This window comes from Acuticoccus sediminis, assembly GCF_003258595.1.
In the GTDB taxonomy this organism is placed as follows: domain Bacteria; phylum Pseudomonadota; class Alphaproteobacteria; order Rhizobiales; family Amorphaceae; genus Acuticoccus; species Acuticoccus sediminis.
The window spans coordinates 61,535-80,927 of sequence record NZ_QHHQ01000003.1 but is presented as its reverse complement, the minus strand read 5'-3'; the positions used below and the strand labels follow the sequence as shown (position 1 = coordinate 80,927).

Here is a 19,393-nt window from a genome sequence, read left to right as displayed (position 1 = left end):
AATGGCAGCGATCCCGACGGAAACCGTCCTTTCGACACACCACTACACCCCCGATCTTTTCGCCTTCAAAACCACCCGTCCGTCCTCCTTCCGGTTCCGCTCCGGCGAGTTCGCGATGTTGGGGCTGATGGCGGACGGCAAGCCGCTGCTGCGGGCCTACTCAATCGCCTCGCCCAACTGGGCGGACGAGCTGGAGTTCTACTCCATCAAGGTGCCGAACGGTCCGCTGACCTCGCGTCTGCAGCACATCAAGCCGGGGGACGAGATCCTCCTGAAGCCGAAGGCGACGGGGACCCTCGTTCACGACGCGCTGCTGCCGGGGCGGAACCTTTGGCTCGTCTCGTCGGGCACCGGCATCGCGCCGTTCACCTCGATCGCGCGTGACCCGGAGACCTACGAGCGCTTCGAACGGGTCATCCTGGTGCAGACGTGCCGGCAGATGGCGGAGCTGCAGTACGGGATCGACATCGTCGACCAGATCCGCCGCGACGAGATGCTGTCGGAGATCGTCGGCGACCGGCTGGCGCACGTCGCGACGGTGACGCGCGAGGAGCCCGGGCCGAACACGCTCGAAGGCCGCTGTACGGACCTCATCCGCTCCGGCGAGCTGTTCGAAGCCACCAAAACGACGCCGTGGTCGCCCGAGTACGACCGCGTGATGATCTGCGGCTCGACCGCGATGCTCAACGACACCCGCACGCTGTGCGAGGAGGCTGGGCTCGAGGAAGGGTCGAACTCCCAACCCGGACGATACGTCGTCGAAAAGGCGTTCGTGGGCTAGCGGCCCACCGCCTTTCGGACTTTCCAGGAGAGCGCCATGCTCGACATTCCCCTCCGCTCGGTCGAGGCTCGCGCTGCGGACCTCGATGCCCGCTACGGCGAGCTTCCCCCGGCCGAGCTCATCGCGACCATGGCTTATCATTTCTTCCCCGACCGGATGGCGCTGGTCTCTTCGTTCGGGGCCGACTCGGTCACGCTGCTGTCGATCGTCGCCGAGGTGAAGCCGGATCTGCCGGTCCTGTTCCTGCAGACCGGCAAGCACTTCGACGAGACGCTGCGCTATCGTGACGAGCTCACGCGCAGGCTCGGCCTCACCAACGTGATCGACCTCTATCCGGAGCCGCTTGCCCTCGCGCGGGACGACCCGGACGGAACGCTCCACCGGAGCGATCCGGACGCCTGCTGCGCCATCCGCAAGGTGCACCCGCTCGCCCGGGCCCTGAAACCCTACGACGCGTGGATCACCGGGCGGCGTCGGCACCAGACCTTCTCCCGGCGCGGGCTGCCCGTCATCGAGGCGGACGGCACGCACATCAAGCTCAACCCGATCGCGAGCTGGACCCAGGAGGACGTCGACGCCTACATCGAGGATCGCGATCTGCCGCGTCACCCGCTGGTGGCGGAAGGCTATCCCTCGATCGGCTGCGCGCCCTGCACCAAGCGCCCCGCCATGGGTGACGACGCCCGCGCCGGCCGCTGGGACGGCTCCGGCAAGACCGAGTGCGGCATCCACTGGATGCGCTGAGGCATCCTCCAGACCCGCCCGGGTCCCTGTCCCCCACCCCACCGCAGATCTCCACAGGCGCCGGACCGTTACGTCCGCGACAGGCGCGGCGCGTCCGAGCACGGCGCCTGTCGCGGCGGACGTGAGTGGGCCCGGCCCGGATCTGCATCGTGGCCCGGCCCGACGTCGCACCGCGGCGCGCCGGCGCGCCAGCCGGCGTCAGGTCGCGAGGACGTGCCGGGCGAGGCGGTGCCTGTCTTCCAGCGACGACAGCAGCACGGCGACGACCATGCCGATGGAGGCGCCGAGGACAGTGTCGAGCACCCGTTCCGGTGCCATCTCGGCGCCCGCGATGTGGGGCGCGGCGAGGTGGGTCATCAGCAGCGCCATCGGCGTGACGAGGATCTGACCGAGGCCGTAGTTCGAGCCGATGATCACCTCGGTCAGGAACTGGAGCAGCACCAGCGCGGCGACCACGACCCAGAGCGACGGCGCCTGGCTGAGGACTGCCCAGGCGATCAGCGCGCCGAGGACCGTGCCGGTCATGCGCTGCAGCGCGCGATGCATGTTGATGTGAAGGTGCGCGCCCTGCATCACGGCATGGGCACCCATCGCCGCCCAGGCGGGATGGGGCGCGCCGATGGCGTGGCACGCGAACACGGCGAGACCGGCGCCGGCCGAGATCCTGAGCGCCGCCACGAACCGGTCGGCGACGGGCGGCACGGGGTCGACCGGCAGCGGCCGCTCCGCGGTCGGGTGGTGTCGCAGCGCCTCTGTGGCCGCGCAGATCGCCCAGGCGAGCGTCGCAACAACCGCCACTGCGGCGGTCCGCTCCAGCACCACCTGAAAGCTCCCCACGTCGTGCATCGACGCCCCGACCGCGAAGACGAAGATCAGCGCGCCCGGCGGACCGACCTGCGCGGTCACGGCGACGAAGAAGAACACGCCGCACGAGAGCGCCAGAAGGACGAGCTGCCCCGTCTCGGGCAAGCCGGCCCAGACGGCGGTGGACATGACGAGGACGGCGAGCGTCTGGCAGACCGCGCAGATGAAGACGATGCCGTTCCGGCGCCGCTCCGGCGAGAACCGGCCGAAGAGCGCCACCAGCGCGCCCAGCGACGCATAACCGATCAGGTGCGGCCACGGTGAGAGGTACGCCAGCGGGAGCGCGATCGCGACGGTGACGGCGGCCTGCGCACCCGCCAGCATGGCGTTGCGCATGGACGGCTGCCGCTGCAGCGCGAAGCTGCCGCGCAGGTGACGCGGCTGCAGCAGGTGGCGCGCGGCGTCGAGGCGGCGCGCTGGCAGGTGGGTCGGCGGCGACGGTGCGGTCTCGCTCATCGCGCGTCCTCGTCCCGGCGTGCATCTTCCAGGCCGGACAGGCGGCGCTCGATCATTTCGAAGTGTCCCAGCATCTTGGTGAGGTCGTCATCGGTGAGATCGGCCAGCATCTCCCGCTCCGCCTCGGCGAGCTGGCGGTAGATTTCGGCCACCCGCTGCTCGCCCCCGGGGGTCAGATGGATCAGGCGGGCACGGCCGTCGCTCTCGTCGCGGCGACGCTCGATCAGTCCCTCGCGGGCGAGGATGTCGATCACACGCACGAGGCTCGACCCGTCGACGCCCACGAGGACGGCAAGCTCCTTCTGCGTGATGCCGCCGCCGGACTCGCTGAGATGGACGAGCGGTACCCAGGTTGCCGCGGTCAGCCCGGCGCTCGCCAGATGCGCGTCGAGCGCGCGGCGCCAGCGCCGGGCGAGCAGGGAAAAGCGGATCCCGAATAGCGATCGGGGCGAGCGGTCTTCACGAGGCATGCGTCGCCGGTAATCCATCTTAATTTGAGTTGCAATTCAAATTAAATGGGTACGCGGTGATCCATGCGAAAGTGCTGCGGCTGGAGATTTCGGATTCGGCGGATGGTGCGCGCCTCGAAATCGAGCGCACCGCCGGCCCCTGCCCGGTCCCGCTTACGGGCCCGGGCAACAGGCGCGGCGGCATCCGGCACGGCGACGCGAGCCTCCGCCGCGGGAGAACCGCCGTACGTGGAGCGGCGACCGGACCGCCGCCCGGGCTGACGTCAGCCGAGCTTCGCCAGGGCGTCGCGGTCGAAGGCGATGCCGTGGCCGGGACGCTCCGGCGCCGTCGCCACGCCGTCGCGGACCTGGAGCGGCTCGTCGATGTACCGCTCCAGCCCGAAGCCGTGGACCTCGAGGAAGGAGCGGTTGGGCAGCGCCGCGAGAAGGTGCACCGTCACGTCGTGCGCGCCGTGCGACGTGACCGGAAGATTGAACGCCTCGGCGAGGTGGGCGATCTTCATGAAGGGCGTGATGCCGCCGCAGTTGGTGACGTCCGGCTCCGGATAGCTGACGCCACCCGCCGTGATAAGAGCGCGGAAGTCGCGGATGGTGCGCAGATTCTCGCCCGAGGCGACCGGCACCCCGCCCTCGGCGATCACCCGCGCGTGCCCGGCATAGTCGTCCGGGATCGTCGGCTCCTCGAGCCACACCAGACGCGATGGCTCCAGAGCGCGCGCGGCACGGATCGCGACGTCCGCCGTCCAGGCCATGTTCGCGTCCGCCATCAGCGGGAAGTCCGGCCCGAGATGCTCGCGCATCGCCGCGACGCGCGCCACGTCCTCCGACAGGCGCGGCCGTCCCACCTTCATCTTGATGGCGCGGAAGCCGCGTTCGAGGTTCCGGTCGGTCTGGGCGAGCAGCGCGTCGAGCGTGAAGTCGAGGTCGACGCCGCCAGCGTAGCACGGCACGGCCGGTTCGTAGCCGCCGAGGAGCCGCCAGAGCGGCAGGTTCACCCGGCGCGCCTTGAGGTCCCAGAGCGCCATGTCGAAGGCGGACATGGCGAACACCGTCGGCCCGCCGCGCCCGCCGTAGTGCAGCGCCCACCAGATCCGGGTCCAGAGCGCCTCGATGAGATCCGCGTCCGCGCCGGCGACGATCTCGGCGATCTCGGCGAGGGTCGCCATGATGGCGCGCCCGTTGCGTCCGACGGTAACGGTGTACCCGGTCCCCTCCGCCCCGTCGGCATCCACGACCCGCACAAGACACAGTTCGAACGCTTCGATCGTGCCGTGGCGGCTGTCCGAAAGGACGACCGGCAGCGGGACGCGATGATAGGTCGACACGACCTCGGCAATGGCAGCCATAGACGCTCCTCCACGCCCGCCGTTGCCCGGCGGGCTTCTGATTTGCGTCTACATTGCTTCAATCGGCCGTGAAGAAACAACCGCATGGCAGCCTATGGCCGCCACCGCGGCCGGCGCCGTGCGCCGGCCGCGGGAGACACCCGCGTCTCAGACTTCCGCGACGATGCGGTTGACCAGCGTGCCGGCCGCGCCGACGTCGACCTCGACCACGTCGCCGCACTTCAGCCAGATCGGCGGGTCGCGCCGCTCGCCGACGCCGCCGGGCGTTCCGGTCGCGATCACGTCGCCCGGCTGCAGCGGGGTGAAGGTCGAGGCGTAGGCGATCACGTCCGGGATCGAGAAGATGAGGTCGGACAGGGAGGCCTTCTGCAGCACCTCGCCGTTGACGCGCGTCTCGATCGGCAGCGAGGTCACGTCGCCGAGCTCGTCCGGCGTCACCAGCGCGGGGCCGAAGCCGCCGGTCGCGGGGAAGTTCTTGCCCGGCGTGAACTGGCCGGTGTGGCGCTGGAAGTCGCGCACCGAGCCGTCCATGAACGGGGCGTAGCCGGCGACGTGGTCGAGCGCGTTCTCCGGCTTAATGTTGCGGCCGCCGCGGCCGATCACCAGCGCCAGCTCGCCCTCGTAGTCCAGCTTGTCGGAGACCGCCGGTTTGATGATCGGCGCGCCGTGGGAGACCAGCGTGTCGGCGAAGCGGGTGAAGTAGGTCGGGTAGCCGACTTCCTTGCGGCCCGTCTCCTCGCGGTGCGCGACGTAGTTGACGCCGACGCACAGGATCTTCGCCGGATCCGGGATCACCGGCAGCAGCATCACGTCCGACATCGCGAACTCTGGCGCGCGGCCGACCACTTCGCGTGCGGCATCGGCGAGGAGGTCCTCCGCGATCGCCTCGCGCAGCGTGTCGATGCCGGGCATGTGGCGGGCGAGATCCACGATGCCGCCATCCACGAGAGCACCGAACGAGGGCCGGCCGAGCCGAACATATGAGACGAAGCGCATGGGGGATCTCCTAGAGCGTTTCTGAAGCCTGGCCGGACGGTCACGTACCGGCGGGCAGGCGGTTGCGTCGGGCGACGCGCATCGCCCAGGAGGCTCTACCGCGCCTTCCGCCAAAGTGCGATACGCGAAACGCGCGGCGCTGCATCAGAGGCGCGTGCGGACGTCCCAGAGCTCGGGGAAGAGCACCACCTCAAGCATCTTGCGCAGGTACGGAACGCCGCCCGTCCCGCCGGTCCCGCGCTTCAGCCCGATGATGCGCTCCACCGTCGTGACGTGGTTGAAGCGCCAGCGGCGGAAGTAGTCCTCCAGGTCGACGAGCTTCTCTGCGAGTTCGTAGAGTTCCCAGTGCGCGCCGGGCGCCGCATAGATGCTGCGCCAGGCCTCCAGCACGGCATCGTTGGGCGTGCGCGGGGCGCGGTAGTCCGTTCGCCCGGCGTCGGGGCCGATGTCGAAACCGCTGCGGGCGAGGAGGCCGATCGCCTCGTCGTAGAGGCTCGGCGCGGCGAGGATCTCCTCCAGCCGCCTTGCGATCTCGGGCCGGTGCGCGTGCGGGCGCAGCATCGCCTCGTTGCGGTTGCCGAGCAGGAACTCGATGGCCCGGTACTGGTAGGACTGGAAGCCCGACGACTGGCCGAGCGCGCCGCGAAACTCGGTGTACTCGCTCGGCGTCATCGTCCGCAGCACGTCCCAGGCCGAGTTGAGCTGCTCGAAGATGCGCGCAACGCGCGTCAGCATCTTGAAGGCCGGCCGGGCCTCGCCGGTCCTGAGCGCCGCCATCGCCGAGCGGATCTCGTGCACGGCGAGCTTCATCCAGAGCTCGCTGGTCTGGTGCTGGACGATGAAGAGGAGCTCGTCGTGCGCGTCCGAGAGCGGGGCCTGCGCGTCGAGGACGGCGTCGAGGTGGAGATAGTCGCCGTAGGACATGCGGTCCCGGAACGACATCTCCGCCCCCTCGGCGGACGGATCGTAGGGGTCCGTCATGTGACGCGCGCCCTCTTGCGGTACTCGGGCCGGTCCCACAGCCTCCCGGCCATGACCTCCTCCAGGATGGCGACGGCCGCCATCACGTCGCCCTCGTCGATGTAGAGGGGCGTGAAGCCGAAGCGCAGGGCATCGGGGGCGCGGAAGTCGCCGATGAGGCCGCGCGCGATGAGCGCCTGCATGATCGCGTAGCCCTCCGGATGGCGAAATGAGACCTGGCTGCCGCGCTCCGCCCCGTCGCGCGGCGAGGCGAGCGTCAGCATCGGGCAGCGCGCCTCCACCTCGGCGATGAAGCGCTCGGAGAGGGCGAGCGACGCGCGGCGCACCTCGGCAAGGGAGATGCCGTCCCAGACGTCGAGCGCCGCGTCGAGGGATGCGAGGGCGATGATCGGCGGCGTCCCGACCCGCATCCGCGCGACGCCGGGCGCGGGGCGGTAGTCGAGGTCGAAGGCGAACGGCGCCTCGTGGCCGAGCCATCCGGAGAGGATCGGCCGCGCCACATCCGCCCACCTGGGCGCCACGTAGATGAACGCCGGCGCGCCCGGGCCGCCGTTGAGGTACTTGTAGGTGCAGCCCGCCGCGAAATCCGCCCCCGCCCCTTCGAGGTCGATGGGGAGCGCGCCGGCGGAATGGGCGAGGTCCCATACCGCGAGCGCCCCGGCGGCGTGCGCCTTCGCGGTGAGGCGCGCCATGTCGTGCAGGCGGCCGGTGCGGTAGTCCACCTCGGTCAGCATCAGCACCGCGACGCTCTCGTCGATGGCGTCCTCGACCGCCTCGGGCGCGACGACCTTCAGCTCGTGGCCCCGGCCGAGCGCGGCGAGAAGCCCGTCGGCCATGTAGAGGTCGGTGGGGAAGTTGCCCTCGTCCGACAGCACCACCCGCCGCCCCTCCGGCGCGAGACCGAGCGCGGCGGCAAGCGCCTGGAACATCTTGATGGAGAGCGTGTCGCCCATGGTGACGGAGCCGGCCGGGGCGCCGACCAGCGGGGCGATGCGGTCGCCGATCCGCTCGGGCGCGGCCATCCACCCCGCGTCGTTCCAGCCGCGGATGAGGCGCTTGCCCCACTCCTCGGTCATCGTCCGCGCGACGCGGCCGGCGGCGCCCTTCGGCAGGGGGCCGAGGGAATTGCCGTCGAGGTAGATCACGCCCTCCGGCAACTCGAACTGTGCCTTGGTGGCCTCGAACATGCCGCCCAATGTCGCCCCCCGCACCCGCTGGCACGAGTAGACGACGCCCAAACGCGCCGCCGATCAAGCCCTTGGGGCGCGATGCTCCACCGCGCCGCCGTGGCGGCTCAGCCCGACTGGATGCGCCCGTCGAGCCCCACGAGACGGGCGAGCTGGCGCATGCGGCGGAGCGGCCTCTCCCCGTCGAACACCGCCATGTCCGCCGGAAGACGCAGGATGAGGTTACCCTCCTCCTGCACGATGGAGGCCTTCGGCAGAACGCCCGGAATTCCCGGCGCGAGCACGTAGGCGACCCGCAGGATGGCGGCGATCACCTCCGCCCGCTCCAGCATCTTGCCCGAGCACAGCATCGCCGCGCCCGGACTGGTCTGCGGATGCTCCGGCCCGCCATAGCGGTCGATCAGCACCTGGGCCAGGAAGCCGCGCCCGTGGTGGTCCACGCCGTAGAGGGCGACGTTGGAGACGACCGCGATCGCCTGATCGGCGCGATAGTCCGGGTGCGAGCGCCAGGAAATGTCCGACATCAGGCATGCGGCGACGCGCAGCCGCTCGTCCGACTGCGTCTCGTCGAGGCCCATCGCCTCCAGGCACGCCCTGGAGAACTCCACCAGCTCGGCCGACTGCTGCGGCGAGCGGTTGCGCAGGATCGCCAGCTCCTCCGCCGCCAGGATCAGCGGATCGGGCGAGCGCTCCTCCTCCGTCAGCGCCTCGTAGATGAGGCCCTCCCTCACGCCCAGCGACGAGGCGACGATGGTCCGCGGCCGGCCGAGCGCGATGAGCGCTCGCATCACCACCGCGCCCCAGGGGACGAGCCCGCGGCGGCCCTTCGAGATGACGCCGCTCTTGTCCATGGTGTCGACGCCGTGCTTCAGCACCTCGTCGCAGAAGTCGGCCATCTCGTCCGCCTCGACCGCATACTGGTGCATGATCGAGATCGGGTAGCTCGTCACCGCCATGTGCAGGCGGACCAGGGATCGCCATGTCCCGCCGACGGCGTAGAAGTTGCGCCCCTGACAGGCCCGGAGCGGCTCGGACCGGGCGAGGATGTCCCGCGCGATCTCGCCGCCCCGCGCCAGCGACGACTTCGCGTCGCCGCGCAGCCGGAGCGTGCCGAGCGGGTAGCTGTCCCCCTCGCCGACGCCCTTCGGCGACAGGTCGATCAGCTCCAGCGAGCCGCCGCCGAGGTCGCCGACGACGCCGTCGGGCCGCCAGAAGCCGCACAGGACGCCGGCCGCCGCCATCTGCGCCTCCTCGACGCCCTGCAGCACCCGGACCGGCACGCCGGCGATCGCCTCGATGTCGCGGATGAAGGCCGCCCCGTTGGAGGCGACGCGCGCCGCCGCCGTCGCCACGATGGTGACGTTGTCGACCTCCGCGGCACGGACCACCGCCATGAAGCGGCGGATGGCGATGAGCGCCCGTCCCATCGCCTCCTCCGTCAGGCGGCCGTTGTCGACGAGACCTTCACCGAGGGCGGCGAGCACCTTCTCGTTGAACAGAACGGTCGGCGCCCGGGACGCCCGTTCGTAGATGACCAGGCGGACCGAGTTGGAACCGACGTCGATGACGGCAATCCCATCGCCCAGACGCGTGCCCCGCGGGATCTCGCGGGCTCGGGTGAGCTCCGGCACCGATCAATCCAGGAACGGCGCGAGCGCCTTGGGCTTCTGCAATTCGCCCGCCTTGCCCCGGCCGGACAGCGATGGATTGGTCATGAAGTACTTATGTGCGTTCACACGCTCCTCGTCGTCCTCGACCGTGACGCGGCTGTGGCTTCCGTCGGGATTGATCATCCAGCTCTGCTCGTTGTCGCGCAGGGACGCTACCATAATTTGATCGAGAATCTGCTGATGCACGGTGTCGTTGTCGATCGGTGCCAGGGTTTCCACACGTCGATCGAGGTTGCGGGGCATCATGTCCGCGGACCCGATGTAAACCACCGCATCACGCGACGGCAGCGCCGAGCCATTGCCGAAGCAAAAGATCCGAGAGTGTTCGAGAAATCGACCCACGATCGATTTCACCCTCACATTCTCGGAGAGGCCCGGGACGCCCGGCCGCAGACAGCATATGCCGCGCACCACCAGATCGACCTCCACGCCCGCCGCGGACGCGTCGTAGAGCTTGTCGATCACCTTGGCGTCGACGAGCGAGTTCATCTTCATCCAGATCGTGCCCGGACGACCGGCCCGGGCATGGGCGATCTCGGCGTCGATATGGTCGAGGATTCGCCGGCGCAGCGTGATCGGCGAGACCGCGAGGCGGTTGAGTTCCGCCGGCTCGGCGTAGCCGGTGACGAAGTTGAAGATCCGCGCCGCGTCCTGCCCGATCTCCGGGTTGGCGGTGAAGAAGGAGAGGTCCGTGTAGATCTTCGCCGTGATCGGGTGGTAGTTGCCGGTGCCGATGTGGGTGTAGGTGGCGAGCTTGCCGCCCTCGCGCCGCACCACCAGGGACAGCTTGGCGTGCGTCTTCAGCTCCAGGAAGCCGAAGACGACCTGCACGCCCGCCCGTTCCAGGTCGCGCGCCCAGCGGATGTTGGCCTCCTCGTCGAAGCGCGCCTTGATCTCGACCAGCGCGGTGACGGACTTGCCCGCCTCCGCGGCGGCGATCAGCGCGGCGACGATCGGCGAGTTGTTGGAGGTGCGGTAGAGCGTCTGCTTGATCGCGACCACGTCCGGGTCGGCCGCCGCCTGGCTGACGAACTGCACCACCACGTCGAAGGACTCGTACGGATGGTGGATCACCATGTCCTTGGTGCGGATCGCGGCGAAGACGTCCCCGCCCGCGTCGCGCACGCGCTCGGGGAAGCGCGGCGTATAGGGCTGGAACTTGAGGTCCGGCCGCTCCAGCGAGACGAGCTGGGACAGGTCCTTCAGCGCCAGCGTGCCGTCGATGATCATCGCCGCGTTGTCGTCGACGCCGAGCCGCTCGCAGACGAAGGCGCGCAGGTCGTCCGGCATCGAGGCCTCGATCTCGAGGCGGATCACCGACCCCCGGCGCCGCCGCTTCAGCGCGCTTTCGAAGGTGCGCACCAGGTCTTCCGCCTCTTCCTCGATTTCGAGGTCGCTGTCGCGGATGACCCGGAAGGAGCCGGTGGAGAGGATCTCGTGCGACGGGAAGAGCCGGTGCAGATGCAGCCGGATCACGTTGGAGAGCATTATGAACCGCTCGCCCTCGCCCGAGGAGACGCGGATGAACCGCTCCACCTGGGCCGGGATGCGCACCAGCGCGACGCGCGCCTCGCCCTCCGGCGCCCTCAGCACAAGCGCGAGCGAGAGGTTGAGGTTGGGGATGAATGGGAACGGGTGCGCCGGGTCGATCGCGAGCGGCGTCAGAACCGGGAAGATATGCGTCAGGAAGGTCTTCTCGAGGTCATCGCGCTCGCGCTCGGTGAGGTCGTCCGGCCCGACGATCTCGATCCCCTCCCTGACGAGCTCGGTCTTGAGCTCGTTGAACTGGCGCTGCTGCTCGGCCTGAAGGTTGGCGACGCGCTCGTTGATGCGCGCCAGCTGGCCGCCCGGGGTGAGGCCGTCGTCGCTGACCGCGTCGACCCCGGCGCGCTGCTGGGCGATGAGGCCGGCGACGCGCACCATCAGGAACTCGTCGAGATTGTTGGCCGAGATCGACAGGAAGCGCAGCCGCTCGAGCAGCGGGTGGCTGGTGTTCGCCGCTTCCTCGAGCACGCGCTCGTTGAAGCCGAGCCAGGACAGCTCGCGGTTGGTGAAGCGATCGGGGCTCGCCCTCAGCTCCTCGTCGACGTTGTGGGTGTGCGGCCGCACGTGCCCATGTCCGTGTCCATGTCCGTGAGCCTGCCCCGCGGGCCTCGGGTCGGACTTGTCCGGCATGGAGGCGTTCGCCGCCACCGCGCCCGCCTTGGAGGACGTGCGCGACGCCTCCTCGGTGTCAGAGATCGCCATGTTCGCCCTCGCCGGTTTGGCTGCTGCCGGGGCTATGGCACAATGTCGTCGGGGATTGAACCGCCTGTTTTCAAGACTCGTGCAGCAAGTGGCCGCGTGGGTCCCCTCTGCTCGGCGAGCCCGGCCTTGTCGATCCGCTCCACCATTTGCACCGCGGCGTGCAGTGTACGCTCGACACGCGCCATGAGGAAGGTCACCACGGCCGGGTCGGCCGGGAGCTGGCGGGCGAGGAACGCCTCCACCAGGACACGCCGCAGCAGGATGTCGTCTGGCGGCTGCAGCACCGTCTCGGGCGTGGCGTTGAGGCGCGAGGCGAGGTCCGGCAGCGCGATCCCGGCCCGCGAACGCGCGGTGAGGAGAAGCGTCGTCCCGGCGGCCCGCACGGCGTTGATGAGATGGAAGAGCGCCCGCTCGTCCGCCCGGTCCGCGTCGTCGACCACCACGGGCCCGCGCGCGAGCTGCAGCACGTCCCCCGCCCTCAGAGCCTCCCCGGCGAGGTGCGCCGCCCCCGTCCGCTCGGCGAAGGCGCGGGCGAGGTGCGACTTGCCCGTCCCCTCGCCGCCGCGCACGAGCGCCACCGGATGCGACCAGCGCGGCCACTCGTCGACGAGCGCGAAGGCCGCCGCGTTGCACGGCGTGACGATCGTCGCGGGCGGTACTTCCCCGTTGTTAAGGTCGAGCGCTAGCTGTTCCATCAAAGCCCCAACGTGACCCGTCGTCCTTGTCGGCATGTCCGTCCCGGCGGAACCGCCCCGGCCGACGCCACCCTAGCGAGGCCCCGCCGATCCGGGGGCCGCCGCCATGTCGCCTCACCGCTTTCAACATGGTTTTGCAGATTGCCTGTTGACAACCTGTGCGGCACTTGGCCCGTTCGCCCTTTCCCTCGACCCCGAACCGTGGCAGGTCGCAGGCGAGATTTCGGAAGGCATCGATGGAAGACCCCCGCGCACGCTACGCCGCCGCCGGCGTGAACGTCGAGGCCGGCGATTCGCTCGTCGAGCGCATCAAGCCGGCCGCCGCTTCGACGGCCCGGCCCGGATGCACACCTTCGCTCGGCGGATTCGCCGGGCTGTTCGACCTTGCAGCCGCCGGCCACGCCGACTCGCTGCTCGTCGCATCGACCGACGGTGTCGGCACCAAGCTCCGCCTCGCGGTGGAGCTCGGCATGCACCGCGGGGTCGGCATCGACCTCGTCGCGATGTGCGTCAACGACGTGCTCGCCCAGGGCGCCGAGCCGCTCCTCTTCCTCGACTACTACGCCACCGGCAAGCTCGAGGTCGCCGCCGCGGCGGAGGTCGTCGAGGGCATCGCCGAGGGTTGCCGCCAGGCCGGCTGCGCCCTCGTCGGCGGGGAGACGGCGGAGATGCCGGGCCACTACGCCCGGGGCGACTACGACCTCGCCGGCTTCGTGGTCGGCGCCGTGCCGCGCAACCGCGTGCTGCCGAAGGACGTGGCGGTGGGGGACGCGCTCATCGCCCTCGCCTCCTCCGGCGCGCACTCCAACGGCTACTCGCTGATCCGCCGGCTCGCGGCCGACCGCAACTGGGACCTCTCCGCCCCGTTCGAGGACGTCACCCTCGGCGAGGCGCTGATGACGCCGACCCGCATCTACGTGAAGCCCGTGCTGGCCGCCGTCGCGGCGCATCCGGTCCACGGCATCGCCCACATCACCGGCGGCGGCATCACCGGCAACGTGCCGCGCATGCTGGCCGACGACCAGTGCGCGGCGATCGAGCGCGACCTCCTTCCGCCGAGCAAGCTGATGGCATTCCTTTCCGAGCAGGGCGACCTCTCGCCGGCGGAGATGGAAGCGACCTTCAACTGCGGCACCGGCCTCGTCATGGCGGTCGCCGCCGAGGCCGCGGACGCCGTCGTCGCCGATCTCGAGGCCGCCGGCGAGACGGCCGTGCGGGTCGGCACCGTGGTCGAGCGCGAGGGCGACGGACCGCAATGCCTGATTTCGTGAGGGACGCGGACGGCCGCGTTCCCATCGCCGTCTTCCTGTCGGGGCGGGGCAGCAACTTCGCCGCGCTCGCCGAGGCGGCGGAGGATCCGGCCTACCCGGCCCGCATCGTCCTCGTCCTCTCCGACAAGGTGGACGCCAAGGGCCTCGACCTCGCGCGGGCGAAGGGGATCGCCACCGCCGCCGTCGCGCGGCGCGACTACGACAGCCGCGACGCCTTCGACAGCGCGCTCGAGGCGAAGGTGCACGAGGCGGGCGCACAGCTCATCTGCCTCGCCGGCTTCATGCGCATCCTCGGCCGCCCCTTCGTGGAGCGGTGGGAGGGCCGGATGCTGAACATCCACCCGTCGCTGCTGCCGGCCTACCGCGGCCTCGACACCCACGCCCGGGCGCTCGCCGACGGCGTCGCCGAGCATGGCGTCACCGTCCACCTCGTCACGCCGGAGCTCGACGACGGGCCGGCGCTCGCCCAGGCGCGCGTCCCGGTCCGGCCGGACGACACCCCGGACACGCTCGCCCAGCGCGTCCTCGTCGAGGAGCACAAGCTCTACCCCGCGGCGCTGGCCGCCTATCTCGCCGGGTAGCCGGCAACCCCCTGAGCCTCCCCGCACCGGACCCACGGTCCCGCCGCGCCGCCACAGGCACGGCGGATCCCTCCGCCTGTTCCTTGGTGAAGCCCGAGCCCCGCGGCGCCGCCTCCCCCTCCCTGCATCTCCCAATGGTGTCTCCGCCGGATCGCGGATTGCACGCGGCTCGGCGCCCTCTTGGCATTCCATCGGCACGCAAAATGCATCAGCGTGGGCGGACCGGTTCCGGACCTCGTGCCTGACGCTGCCGCCCTCACCGCGCGGCCCCCTGGCGCGCACGTCGCCGGGGCCCACGGGAGAGGAGAAAGACGATGAAAACTGCCCTGATGGCCACGCTGCTCGCGGCCGGCCTCGCCGCCGCGCCGGTCGCGGCGTCGGCCCAGAGCCTCAAGACCGGCGTCGACGGCACGTTCGCGCCGCACGCCTTCCCGACGCTCGACGGCAAGACCGAGGGCTTCAACATGGACCTCGGCAAGGCGCTGGGCGAGGAGCTCGGCACCGAAGTCGACATCGACGTGACCCAGTGGTCCGGCCTTCTGCCCGGTCTGCAGGCAGGCACCTACGACTTCGTGCTCGCGCCGACGACGGTGACGCCTGAGCGCGCCGAGAACATGCTCTTCACCGAGCCCTACCTCAACACCGACTTCCAGTTCGTCACGAAAAAGGGCGCGCCGAAGATCACCGACCTGAAGGAGTTCAAGGACAAGGTGATCGCCGTCAACAAGGGCTCGGCCTACGACGAGTGGGCGCGCGGCATCGCCGACGAGATCGGCTGGACGGTGGAGTCCTACGGCACCAACCTCGACGCGCTGCAGGCGGTGATGTCGGGCCGCGCGTTCGCGAACGTCGCCGGCAACACCAACTCCGCCTGGGCGGTGAAGCAGAACCCGCAGCTTGAGCTGTCGTACCTCTATTCCACCGGCAAGGTGTTCTCGATCCCGCTGCGGCTCGACAACACGGAGCTGCGCGCCAAGCTCGACATGGCGGTCGAGTGCCTGAAGAAGAGCGGCACCCTCGCCGAGCTGCACGAGAAGTGGTTCGGCTACGCCCCGGCCGCGGACTCGGCGACGGCGACGATCTATCCCGGCGTCGGCATCCCAGACATGCCGAACTACGACGCGACCGAGCACGAGCTGCAGTGCTCCTGACGAGCGTGAGCGCCCGCCGCTGGCGGGCATCATGCGCGGCGCCCGGCGACGGGCGCTCCCGTGGCCGGGCCCGTCCCGGCCATTCTTCAGTCAGTACGGGATAGTCCGGTGGCGACCCAACAGCCCATTCTCGATGTGCGCGGCCTCACCAAGCGCTTCGGCTCGACCGAGGTCCTGAAGGGGATCGACCTCGCCGTCCGCCCGCAGGAGCTGGTCTTCGTGATCGGCCCCTCCGGCTCCGGCAAGTCGACGCTGCTGCGCTGCTGCAACCGCCTGGAGGAGCCGACGGACGGCTCCATCCGCTTCGCCGGCCAGGAGCTGCTGGCGCCCAAGGTCGACATCAACGCGATGCGCCGGCGCATCGGCATGGTGTTCCAGTCGTTCAACCTCTACCCGCACATGACCGCGCGCGGGAACGTCATGCTGGCGCTGCGCAAGGTGCTGAAGTTGCCGCGCGACCAGGCGCGGGCCGAGGCGGACGCGGCGCTCGCCCGGGTCGGCCTCGGCGATCGCGCCGGGCACCACCCCAACGCCCTCTCCGGCGGGCAGCAGCAGCGCGTCGCCATCGCCCGCGCCCTCGCCCTGAAGCCGGAGGTGATGCTGTTCGACGAGCCGACCTCCGCGCTCGACCCCGAGCTGGTCGGCTCGGTGCTGGCCGTGATGCGCGACCTCAAGGCCGACGGCATGACGATGCTCGTCGTCAGCCACGAGATGCGCTTCGCCCAGGAGGCCGCCGACCGTGTCGTCTTCATGGACGGCGGGGTGATCGTCGAGCAGGGCCCGCCGAGCCAGATCTTCGGGGCGCCGACGCACGAGCGCACCCGCGCCTTCCTCTCCCGCGTCCTCAACTGACGTCAGGCCGGACCCATGCCCCCTGACCGCTGGTCGATCTTCCTCGACACGTTCTTCAAATCCTCCGTCATCGAGAAGTACCTGCCGTCGATCGCCAAGGGCGTCGTCGTGACCCTCGAATGCGCCGTCCTCGTGGTGATCACCGGGATCCTCCTCGGCCTCGCCCTCGCCCTGGTGCGCGCCTACCGCATCCGTGCGCTGAACGTCGTCATCGTCGTCTTCGTGGACATGATGCGGGCGCTGCCGCCGCTGGTGCTGATCCTCGTCGTCTACTTCGGCCTCCCCAACGTCGGGGTCTCGCTGCCGAACTTCGTGGTGCTCTGGCTCGTCCTGATGTTCGTGCTGGCGGCGTTCGCGGAGGAGATCTTCTGGGCCGGCATCACCGCGACGCCGAAGGGCCAGTGGGAGGCGGCGCGCTCCACCGGCCTCGGCTTCACGCAGACCCTCGTCTGGGTGGTGATGCCCCAGGCGGCGCGGATCACCATCCCGCCGCTCACCAACCGCACCATCGCCATCACCAAGAACACCGCGCTCGGCACCGTGATCGGCGTGCCGGAGATCCTCAACCAGGCGACGACGGCGACGTCGTTCGCCGGCAACGCCACGCCGCTGATGATGGGCGCGGTCGCCTACCTCGTCCTCTTCATCCCCGTCGTGATCTTCGGCCGCTGGCTGGAGACGCGCTTTGCCTGGAAGCGCGCCTGATGCACCCCGCCGAACCCAAGCGCGCGCCGACGCCGGCTCCGCCCGTGCGCGACGTCGCCGTCATCGGCCGGCCAGCCAGGACGGAGCGCCGCTGATGGACCAGCTGCTCGACCAGTTCTTCAACGTCGCGATCATGACGAAGACGTTCCCGCTCCTGCTGAAGGGGCTCGTCATGACGCTGAAGGTGTGCGCGATCGTCGTTCCGGTGGGGCTCGTCGCCGGGCTGGTCGCGGCGCTGTGCGCCACCAGCCACCGCCGCTGGCTGCGCATCATGATGGTGCCCTACGTCGACCTCTTCCGGGCCGTGCCGCCGCTGGTGCTCCTCATCTTCATCCACAGCGGCCTCCCGTTCGCGGGGATCAGCCTGACGCCGTTCCAGTCGGTGACGCTGGCGTTCCTCCTCAACAACTCGGCCTTCTACGGCGAGATCTACCGGGCCGGGATCGAGAGCATCGGCGCGGGGCAGCGGGAAGCGGCACGCTCCACAGGACTGACGGCGTTCCAGACGAACCTCTACGTCATCATCCCGCAGGCGGTGCGCAACGTTTTGCCGGACCTCCTCTCGAACACGATCGAGGTGGTGAAGCTGACCTCGCTCGCCAGCGTGGTGGCTCTGCCCGAGCTCCTCTACTCAGCCGACATGGCACGGTCTATTACCTTCAATGCCTCGCCGCTGGTGCTGGCGGCAGCCTTCTACCTCGTCCTCCTGTGGCCGGTGGTGCGGCTTCTCAGCCGCCTCGAACGCCGCGTCGCAGGATGACCCGCGCGTCTTAAGGAGACTTCCATGCGTACCCTCACCGTCGGAGCCGCACAGCTCGGACCCATCCAGAAAGCCGAAGGGCGGCAGGAGGTCGTGGCCCGCATGATCGCGCTGCTCGACGATGCGGCGGCCAAGGGCTGCGATCTCGTCGTGTTCCCCGAGCTCGCGCTGACGACCTTCTTCCCCCGCTGGTACATGACCGACCCGGCGGAGATCGACACCTGGTTCGAGAGCGTGATGCCGAACGCGGCGACGAAGCCGCTGTTCGACCGCGCCCGCGAACTCGGCGTCGCGATCTCCTTCGGCTACGCCGAGAAGACGCCGGACGGACACCACTTCAACACCTCGATCCTGACCGACAAGGCGGGCGCGATCGTCGGCAAGTACCGCAAGATCCACCTCCCAGGTCACTCCGAGTTCGACGAGAAGCGGGCGTTCCAGCACCTCGAGAAGCGCTACTTCGAGCCGGGCGACCTCGGCTTTCCCGTGTGGCACGCGCTGGGCGGGCTCATGGGCATGTGCATCTGCAACGACCGCCGCTGGCCCGAAACCTACCGCGTGATGGGCCTCCAGGGCGTCGAAATGGTGATGCTCGGCTTCAACACGCCGTCTGTGAACAGCCAGAAGTCCGACGAGGGCATCGAGGACCGGCTGTTCCACCACAAGCTCTCGCTGCAGGCGGGCGCCTACCAGAACTCGACCTGGGTCATCGCCGTGGCGAAGGCCGGTGACGAGGACGGGCACCACCTGATGGGCGGCACCGTGATCGTCGACCCGAACGGCAAGGTCGTCGCCGAGACGAAGACCGAGGGCGACGAGCTGATCGTCCACCCCTGCGACCTCGACGCGACGCGCTTCGGCAAGGAGACGATCTTCGACTTCAAGCGCCACCGCCGGATCGAGCACTACGGGCTGATCACCAGCCAGACCGGCGTCGAGCCGCCGTCGGTATGAGCGCGGGCGGAACGCTCGAGGGCGGGGTCGACCTCGCCCTCTCCGACCTCTCGCAGAAGGACTGCTACAAGGTCCTGTGCAGCGTCGTCATCCCGCGCCCCATCGCGCTGGTGACGAGCCTCGCGCCGAACGGCGCGGTCAACGCGGCCCCGTTCTCATTCTTCAACGTCTTCTCCGAGGCCCCGCCGCTCGTCGTCCTGGGCCTGCAGTCGCGGGAAGGCGCCATGAAGGACACCACCGCCAACGTGCGGCGGACGGGCGAGTTCGTGGTCAACCTCGTCTCGGAGGACATCGCGGAGGCGATGAACCGCTGCGCCATCGACTTCCCGCCCGACGTCGGCGAGCTGGCGTATGCCGGGCTCACGGCGGCGCCCTCGCGCGACGTCGCGGTGCCGGCGATCGCCGAGGCGCCGGTCGCGCTGGAATGCCGCCGCTTCATGATGGTGAACGTGTCGGTGGAGCGGGACCTCCTGATCGGCGAGGTCCTCAGGGTGCGCGCGCGGCCCGGCATCATCGACCCGGAGACGCTCTACATGGACGTCGACGCGTACAACCCCGTCGCGCGCCTCTTCGGCAATCACTACGCCAAGCTGGGCGAACGCTTCTCGATGACGCGCGAGGCGTACGACCCCGCGCTCCACGGCCCCGCCGAAACCACCGACGCCTGACCGCCGGGATGCGC

Annotated in this window: 19 protein-coding genes; 10 read left to right on the top strand and 9 right to left on the bottom strand. The window is 69.9% G+C overall.

Features of this window, described 5'->3' with window-relative positions; all coding sequences use genetic code 11:
• Position 1: 1 nt before the first annotated feature.
• Both DLJ53_RS14620 and DLJ53_RS14615 read left to right on the top strand, forming a co-directional pair.
• Positions 2-781 (top strand): ferredoxin--NADP reductase, encoded by a 780-nt coding sequence (locus tag DLJ53_RS14620; RefSeq protein WP_111346482.1) that lies wholly within the window; start codon positions 2-4, stop codon positions 779-781.
• Positions 782-817: 36 nt separating this feature from the next.
• Positions 818-1,525 (top strand): phosphoadenylyl-sulfate reductase, encoded by a 708-nt coding sequence (locus DLJ53_RS14615; protein ID WP_111346480.1) that lies wholly within the window; start codon positions 818-820, stop codon positions 1,523-1,525.
• A gap of 198 nt (positions 1,526-1,723) precedes the next feature.
• Here DLJ53_RS14615 and DLJ53_RS14610 read toward each other — a convergent pair whose 3' ends face one another.
• The 9 genes from DLJ53_RS14610 to DLJ53_RS14570 form a co-directional block, all read right to left on the bottom strand.
• Positions 1,724-2,845, bottom strand: a complete 1,122-nt coding sequence (locus tag DLJ53_RS14610; RefSeq protein WP_111346478.1) for an FUSC family protein — start codon at positions 2,843-2,845, stop codon at positions 1,724-1,726.
• On the bottom strand, positions 2,842-3,315 hold the full coding sequence (locus DLJ53_RS14605) for a MarR family winged helix-turn-helix transcriptional regulator (RefSeq protein ID WP_111346476.1): 474 nt from the start codon (positions 3,313-3,315) through the stop codon (positions 2,842-2,844). Before DLJ53_RS14605 ends, DLJ53_RS14610 begins: the two co-directional genes overlap by 4 nt.
• A 263-nt stretch (positions 3,316-3,578) precedes the next feature.
• Positions 3,579-4,661 carry a mandelate racemase/muconate lactonizing enzyme family protein gene (locus DLJ53_RS14600; RefSeq protein WP_111346474.1) on the bottom strand — a complete coding sequence of 361 codons (1,083 nt, stop codon included), beginning with the start codon at positions 4,659-4,661 and terminating at the stop codon, positions 3,579-3,581.
• 147 nt (positions 4,662-4,808) lie between these two features.
• Positions 4,809-5,657 carry a fumarylacetoacetate hydrolase family protein gene (locus DLJ53_RS14595; protein ID WP_111346472.1) on the bottom strand — a complete coding sequence of 283 codons (849 nt, stop codon included), beginning with the start codon at positions 5,655-5,657 and terminating at the stop codon, positions 4,809-4,811.
• A 144-nt stretch (positions 5,658-5,801) separates the two neighbouring features.
• Positions 5,802-6,638 carry a tryptophan 2,3-dioxygenase gene (gene kynA, locus DLJ53_RS14590; protein WP_111346470.1) on the bottom strand — a complete coding sequence of 279 codons (837 nt, stop codon included), beginning with the start codon at positions 6,636-6,638 and terminating at the stop codon, positions 5,802-5,804.
• Positions 6,635-7,825 (bottom strand): kynureninase, encoded by a 1,191-nt coding sequence (gene kynU / locus DLJ53_RS14585; protein ID WP_111346468.1) that lies wholly within the window; start codon positions 7,823-7,825, stop codon positions 6,635-6,637. The genes kynA and kynU overlap by 4 nt, the downstream gene beginning before the upstream one ends.
• A gap of 107 nt (positions 7,826-7,932) precedes the next feature.
• Complete coding sequence (locus DLJ53_RS14580; protein WP_111346466.1) at positions 7,933-9,456, bottom strand: Ppx/GppA family phosphatase; 1,524 nt, start codon at positions 9,454-9,456, stop codon at positions 7,933-7,935.
• Positions 9,457-9,459: 3 nt separating this feature from the next.
• Entirely contained in the window at positions 9,460-11,742 is a 2,283-nt protein-coding gene (locus tag DLJ53_RS14575) for an RNA degradosome polyphosphate kinase (protein ID WP_111346464.1), read from the bottom strand.
• A gap of 32 nt (positions 11,743-11,774) precedes the next feature.
• On the bottom strand, positions 11,775-12,437 hold the full coding sequence (locus tag DLJ53_RS14570; RefSeq protein WP_111347777.1) for an HdaA/DnaA family protein: 663 nt from the start codon (positions 12,435-12,437) through the stop codon (positions 11,775-11,777).
• Between the two features lie 236 nt (positions 12,438-12,673).
• On the opposite strand from DLJ53_RS14570, the gene purM reads away from it, so the two are divergent.
• From purM to DLJ53_RS14530, 8 genes are all read left to right on the top strand, one after another.
• Positions 12,674-13,708, top strand: coding sequence for a phosphoribosylformylglycinamidine cyclo-ligase (gene purM / locus DLJ53_RS14565; protein ID WP_111346462.1), 1,035 nt, complete (start codon positions 12,674-12,676; stop codon positions 13,706-13,708).
• Positions 13,693-14,289, top strand: a complete 597-nt coding sequence (gene purN, locus DLJ53_RS14560; protein ID WP_111346460.1) for a phosphoribosylglycinamide formyltransferase — start codon at positions 13,693-13,695, stop codon at positions 14,287-14,289. Before purM ends, purN begins: the two co-directional genes overlap by 16 nt.
• A 314-nt stretch (positions 14,290-14,603) precedes the next feature.
• Positions 14,604-15,440 carry a transporter substrate-binding domain-containing protein gene (locus DLJ53_RS14555; RefSeq protein ID WP_202913175.1) on the top strand — a complete coding sequence of 279 codons (837 nt, stop codon included), beginning with the start codon at positions 14,604-14,606 and terminating at the stop codon, positions 15,438-15,440.
• Positions 15,441-15,548: 108 nt separating this feature from the next.
• Complete coding sequence (locus DLJ53_RS14550; RefSeq protein ID WP_280525507.1) at positions 15,549-16,292, top strand: amino acid ABC transporter ATP-binding protein; 744 nt, start codon at positions 15,549-15,551, stop codon at positions 16,290-16,292.
• Positions 16,293-16,307: 15 nt separating this feature from the next.
• Positions 16,308-16,997 carry an amino acid ABC transporter permease gene (locus DLJ53_RS14545; protein WP_111346456.1) on the top strand — a complete coding sequence of 230 codons (690 nt, stop codon included), beginning with the start codon at positions 16,308-16,310 and terminating at the stop codon, positions 16,995-16,997.
• A 94-nt stretch (positions 16,998-17,091) separates the two neighbouring features.
• On the top strand, positions 17,092-17,757 hold the full coding sequence (locus DLJ53_RS14540; protein ID WP_111346454.1) for an amino acid ABC transporter permease: 666 nt from the start codon (positions 17,092-17,094) through the stop codon (positions 17,755-17,757).
• A gap of 24 nt (positions 17,758-17,781) precedes the next feature.
• On the top strand, positions 17,782-18,711 hold the full coding sequence (locus tag DLJ53_RS14535; RefSeq protein ID WP_111346452.1) for an N-carbamoyl-D-amino-acid hydrolase: 930 nt from the start codon (positions 17,782-17,784) through the stop codon (positions 18,709-18,711).
• On the top strand, positions 18,708-19,379 hold the full coding sequence (locus DLJ53_RS14530) for a flavin reductase family protein (RefSeq protein ID WP_111346450.1): 672 nt from the start codon (positions 18,708-18,710) through the stop codon (positions 19,377-19,379). Before DLJ53_RS14535 ends, DLJ53_RS14530 begins: the two co-directional genes overlap by 4 nt.
• Positions 19,380-19,393: the final 14 nt, after the last annotated feature.

Bases quoted from the DNA above. Each gene is read 5' to 3' on its own strand.
- DLJ53_RS14555 (WP_202913175.1), top strand. From the start codon at position 14,604: ATGAAAACTGCCCTGATGGCCACGCTGCTCGCGGCCGGCCTCGCCGCC.
- DLJ53_RS14570 (WP_111347777.1), bottom strand. From the start codon at position 12,437: ATGGAACAGCTAGCGCTCGACCTTAACAACGGGGAAGTACCGCCCGCG.
- DLJ53_RS14575 (WP_111346464.1), bottom strand. From the start codon at position 11,742: ATGGCGATCTCTGACACCGAGGAGGCGTCGCGCACGTCCTCCAAGGCG.
- kynU (WP_111346468.1), bottom strand. From the start codon at position 7,825: ATGTTCGAGGCCACCAAGGCACAGTTCGAGTTGCCGGAGGGCGTGATC.
- kynA (WP_111346470.1), bottom strand. From the start codon at position 6,638: ATGACGGACCCCTACGATCCGTCCGCCGAGGGGGCGGAGATGTCGTTC.
- DLJ53_RS14610 (WP_111346478.1), bottom strand. From the start codon at position 2,845: ATGAGCGAGACCGCACCGTCGCCGCCGACCCACCTGCCAGCGCGCCGC.
- DLJ53_RS14540 (WP_111346454.1), top strand. From the start codon at position 17,092: ATGGACCAGCTGCTCGACCAGTTCTTCAACGTCGCGATCATGACGAAG.
- DLJ53_RS14595 (WP_111346472.1), bottom strand. From the start codon at position 5,657: ATGCGCTTCGTCTCATATGTTCGGCTCGGCCGGCCCTCGTTCGGTGCT.
- purN (WP_111346460.1), top strand. From the start codon at position 13,693: ATGCCTGATTTCGTGAGGGACGCGGACGGCCGCGTTCCCATCGCCGTC.
- DLJ53_RS14605 (WP_111346476.1), bottom strand. From the start codon at position 3,315: ATGCCTCGTGAAGACCGCTCGCCCCGATCGCTATTCGGGATCCGCTTT.
- purM (WP_111346462.1), top strand. From the start codon at position 12,674: ATGGAAGACCCCCGCGCACGCTACGCCGCCGCCGGCGTGAACGTCGAG.
- DLJ53_RS14535 (WP_111346452.1), top strand. From the start codon at position 17,782: ATGCGTACCCTCACCGTCGGAGCCGCACAGCTCGGACCCATCCAGAAA.
- DLJ53_RS14530 (WP_111346450.1), top strand. From the start codon at position 18,708: ATGAGCGCGGGCGGAACGCTCGAGGGCGGGGTCGACCTCGCCCTCTCC.
- DLJ53_RS14620 (WP_111346482.1), top strand. From the start codon at position 2: ATGGCAGCGATCCCGACGGAAACCGTCCTTTCGACACACCACTACACC.
- DLJ53_RS14545 (WP_111346456.1), top strand. From the start codon at position 16,308: ATGCCCCCTGACCGCTGGTCGATCTTCCTCGACACGTTCTTCAAATCC.
- DLJ53_RS14600 (WP_111346474.1), bottom strand. From the start codon at position 4,661: ATGGCTGCCATTGCCGAGGTCGTGTCGACCTATCATCGCGTCCCGCTG.
- DLJ53_RS14615 (WP_111346480.1), top strand. From the start codon at position 818: ATGCTCGACATTCCCCTCCGCTCGGTCGAGGCTCGCGCTGCGGACCTC.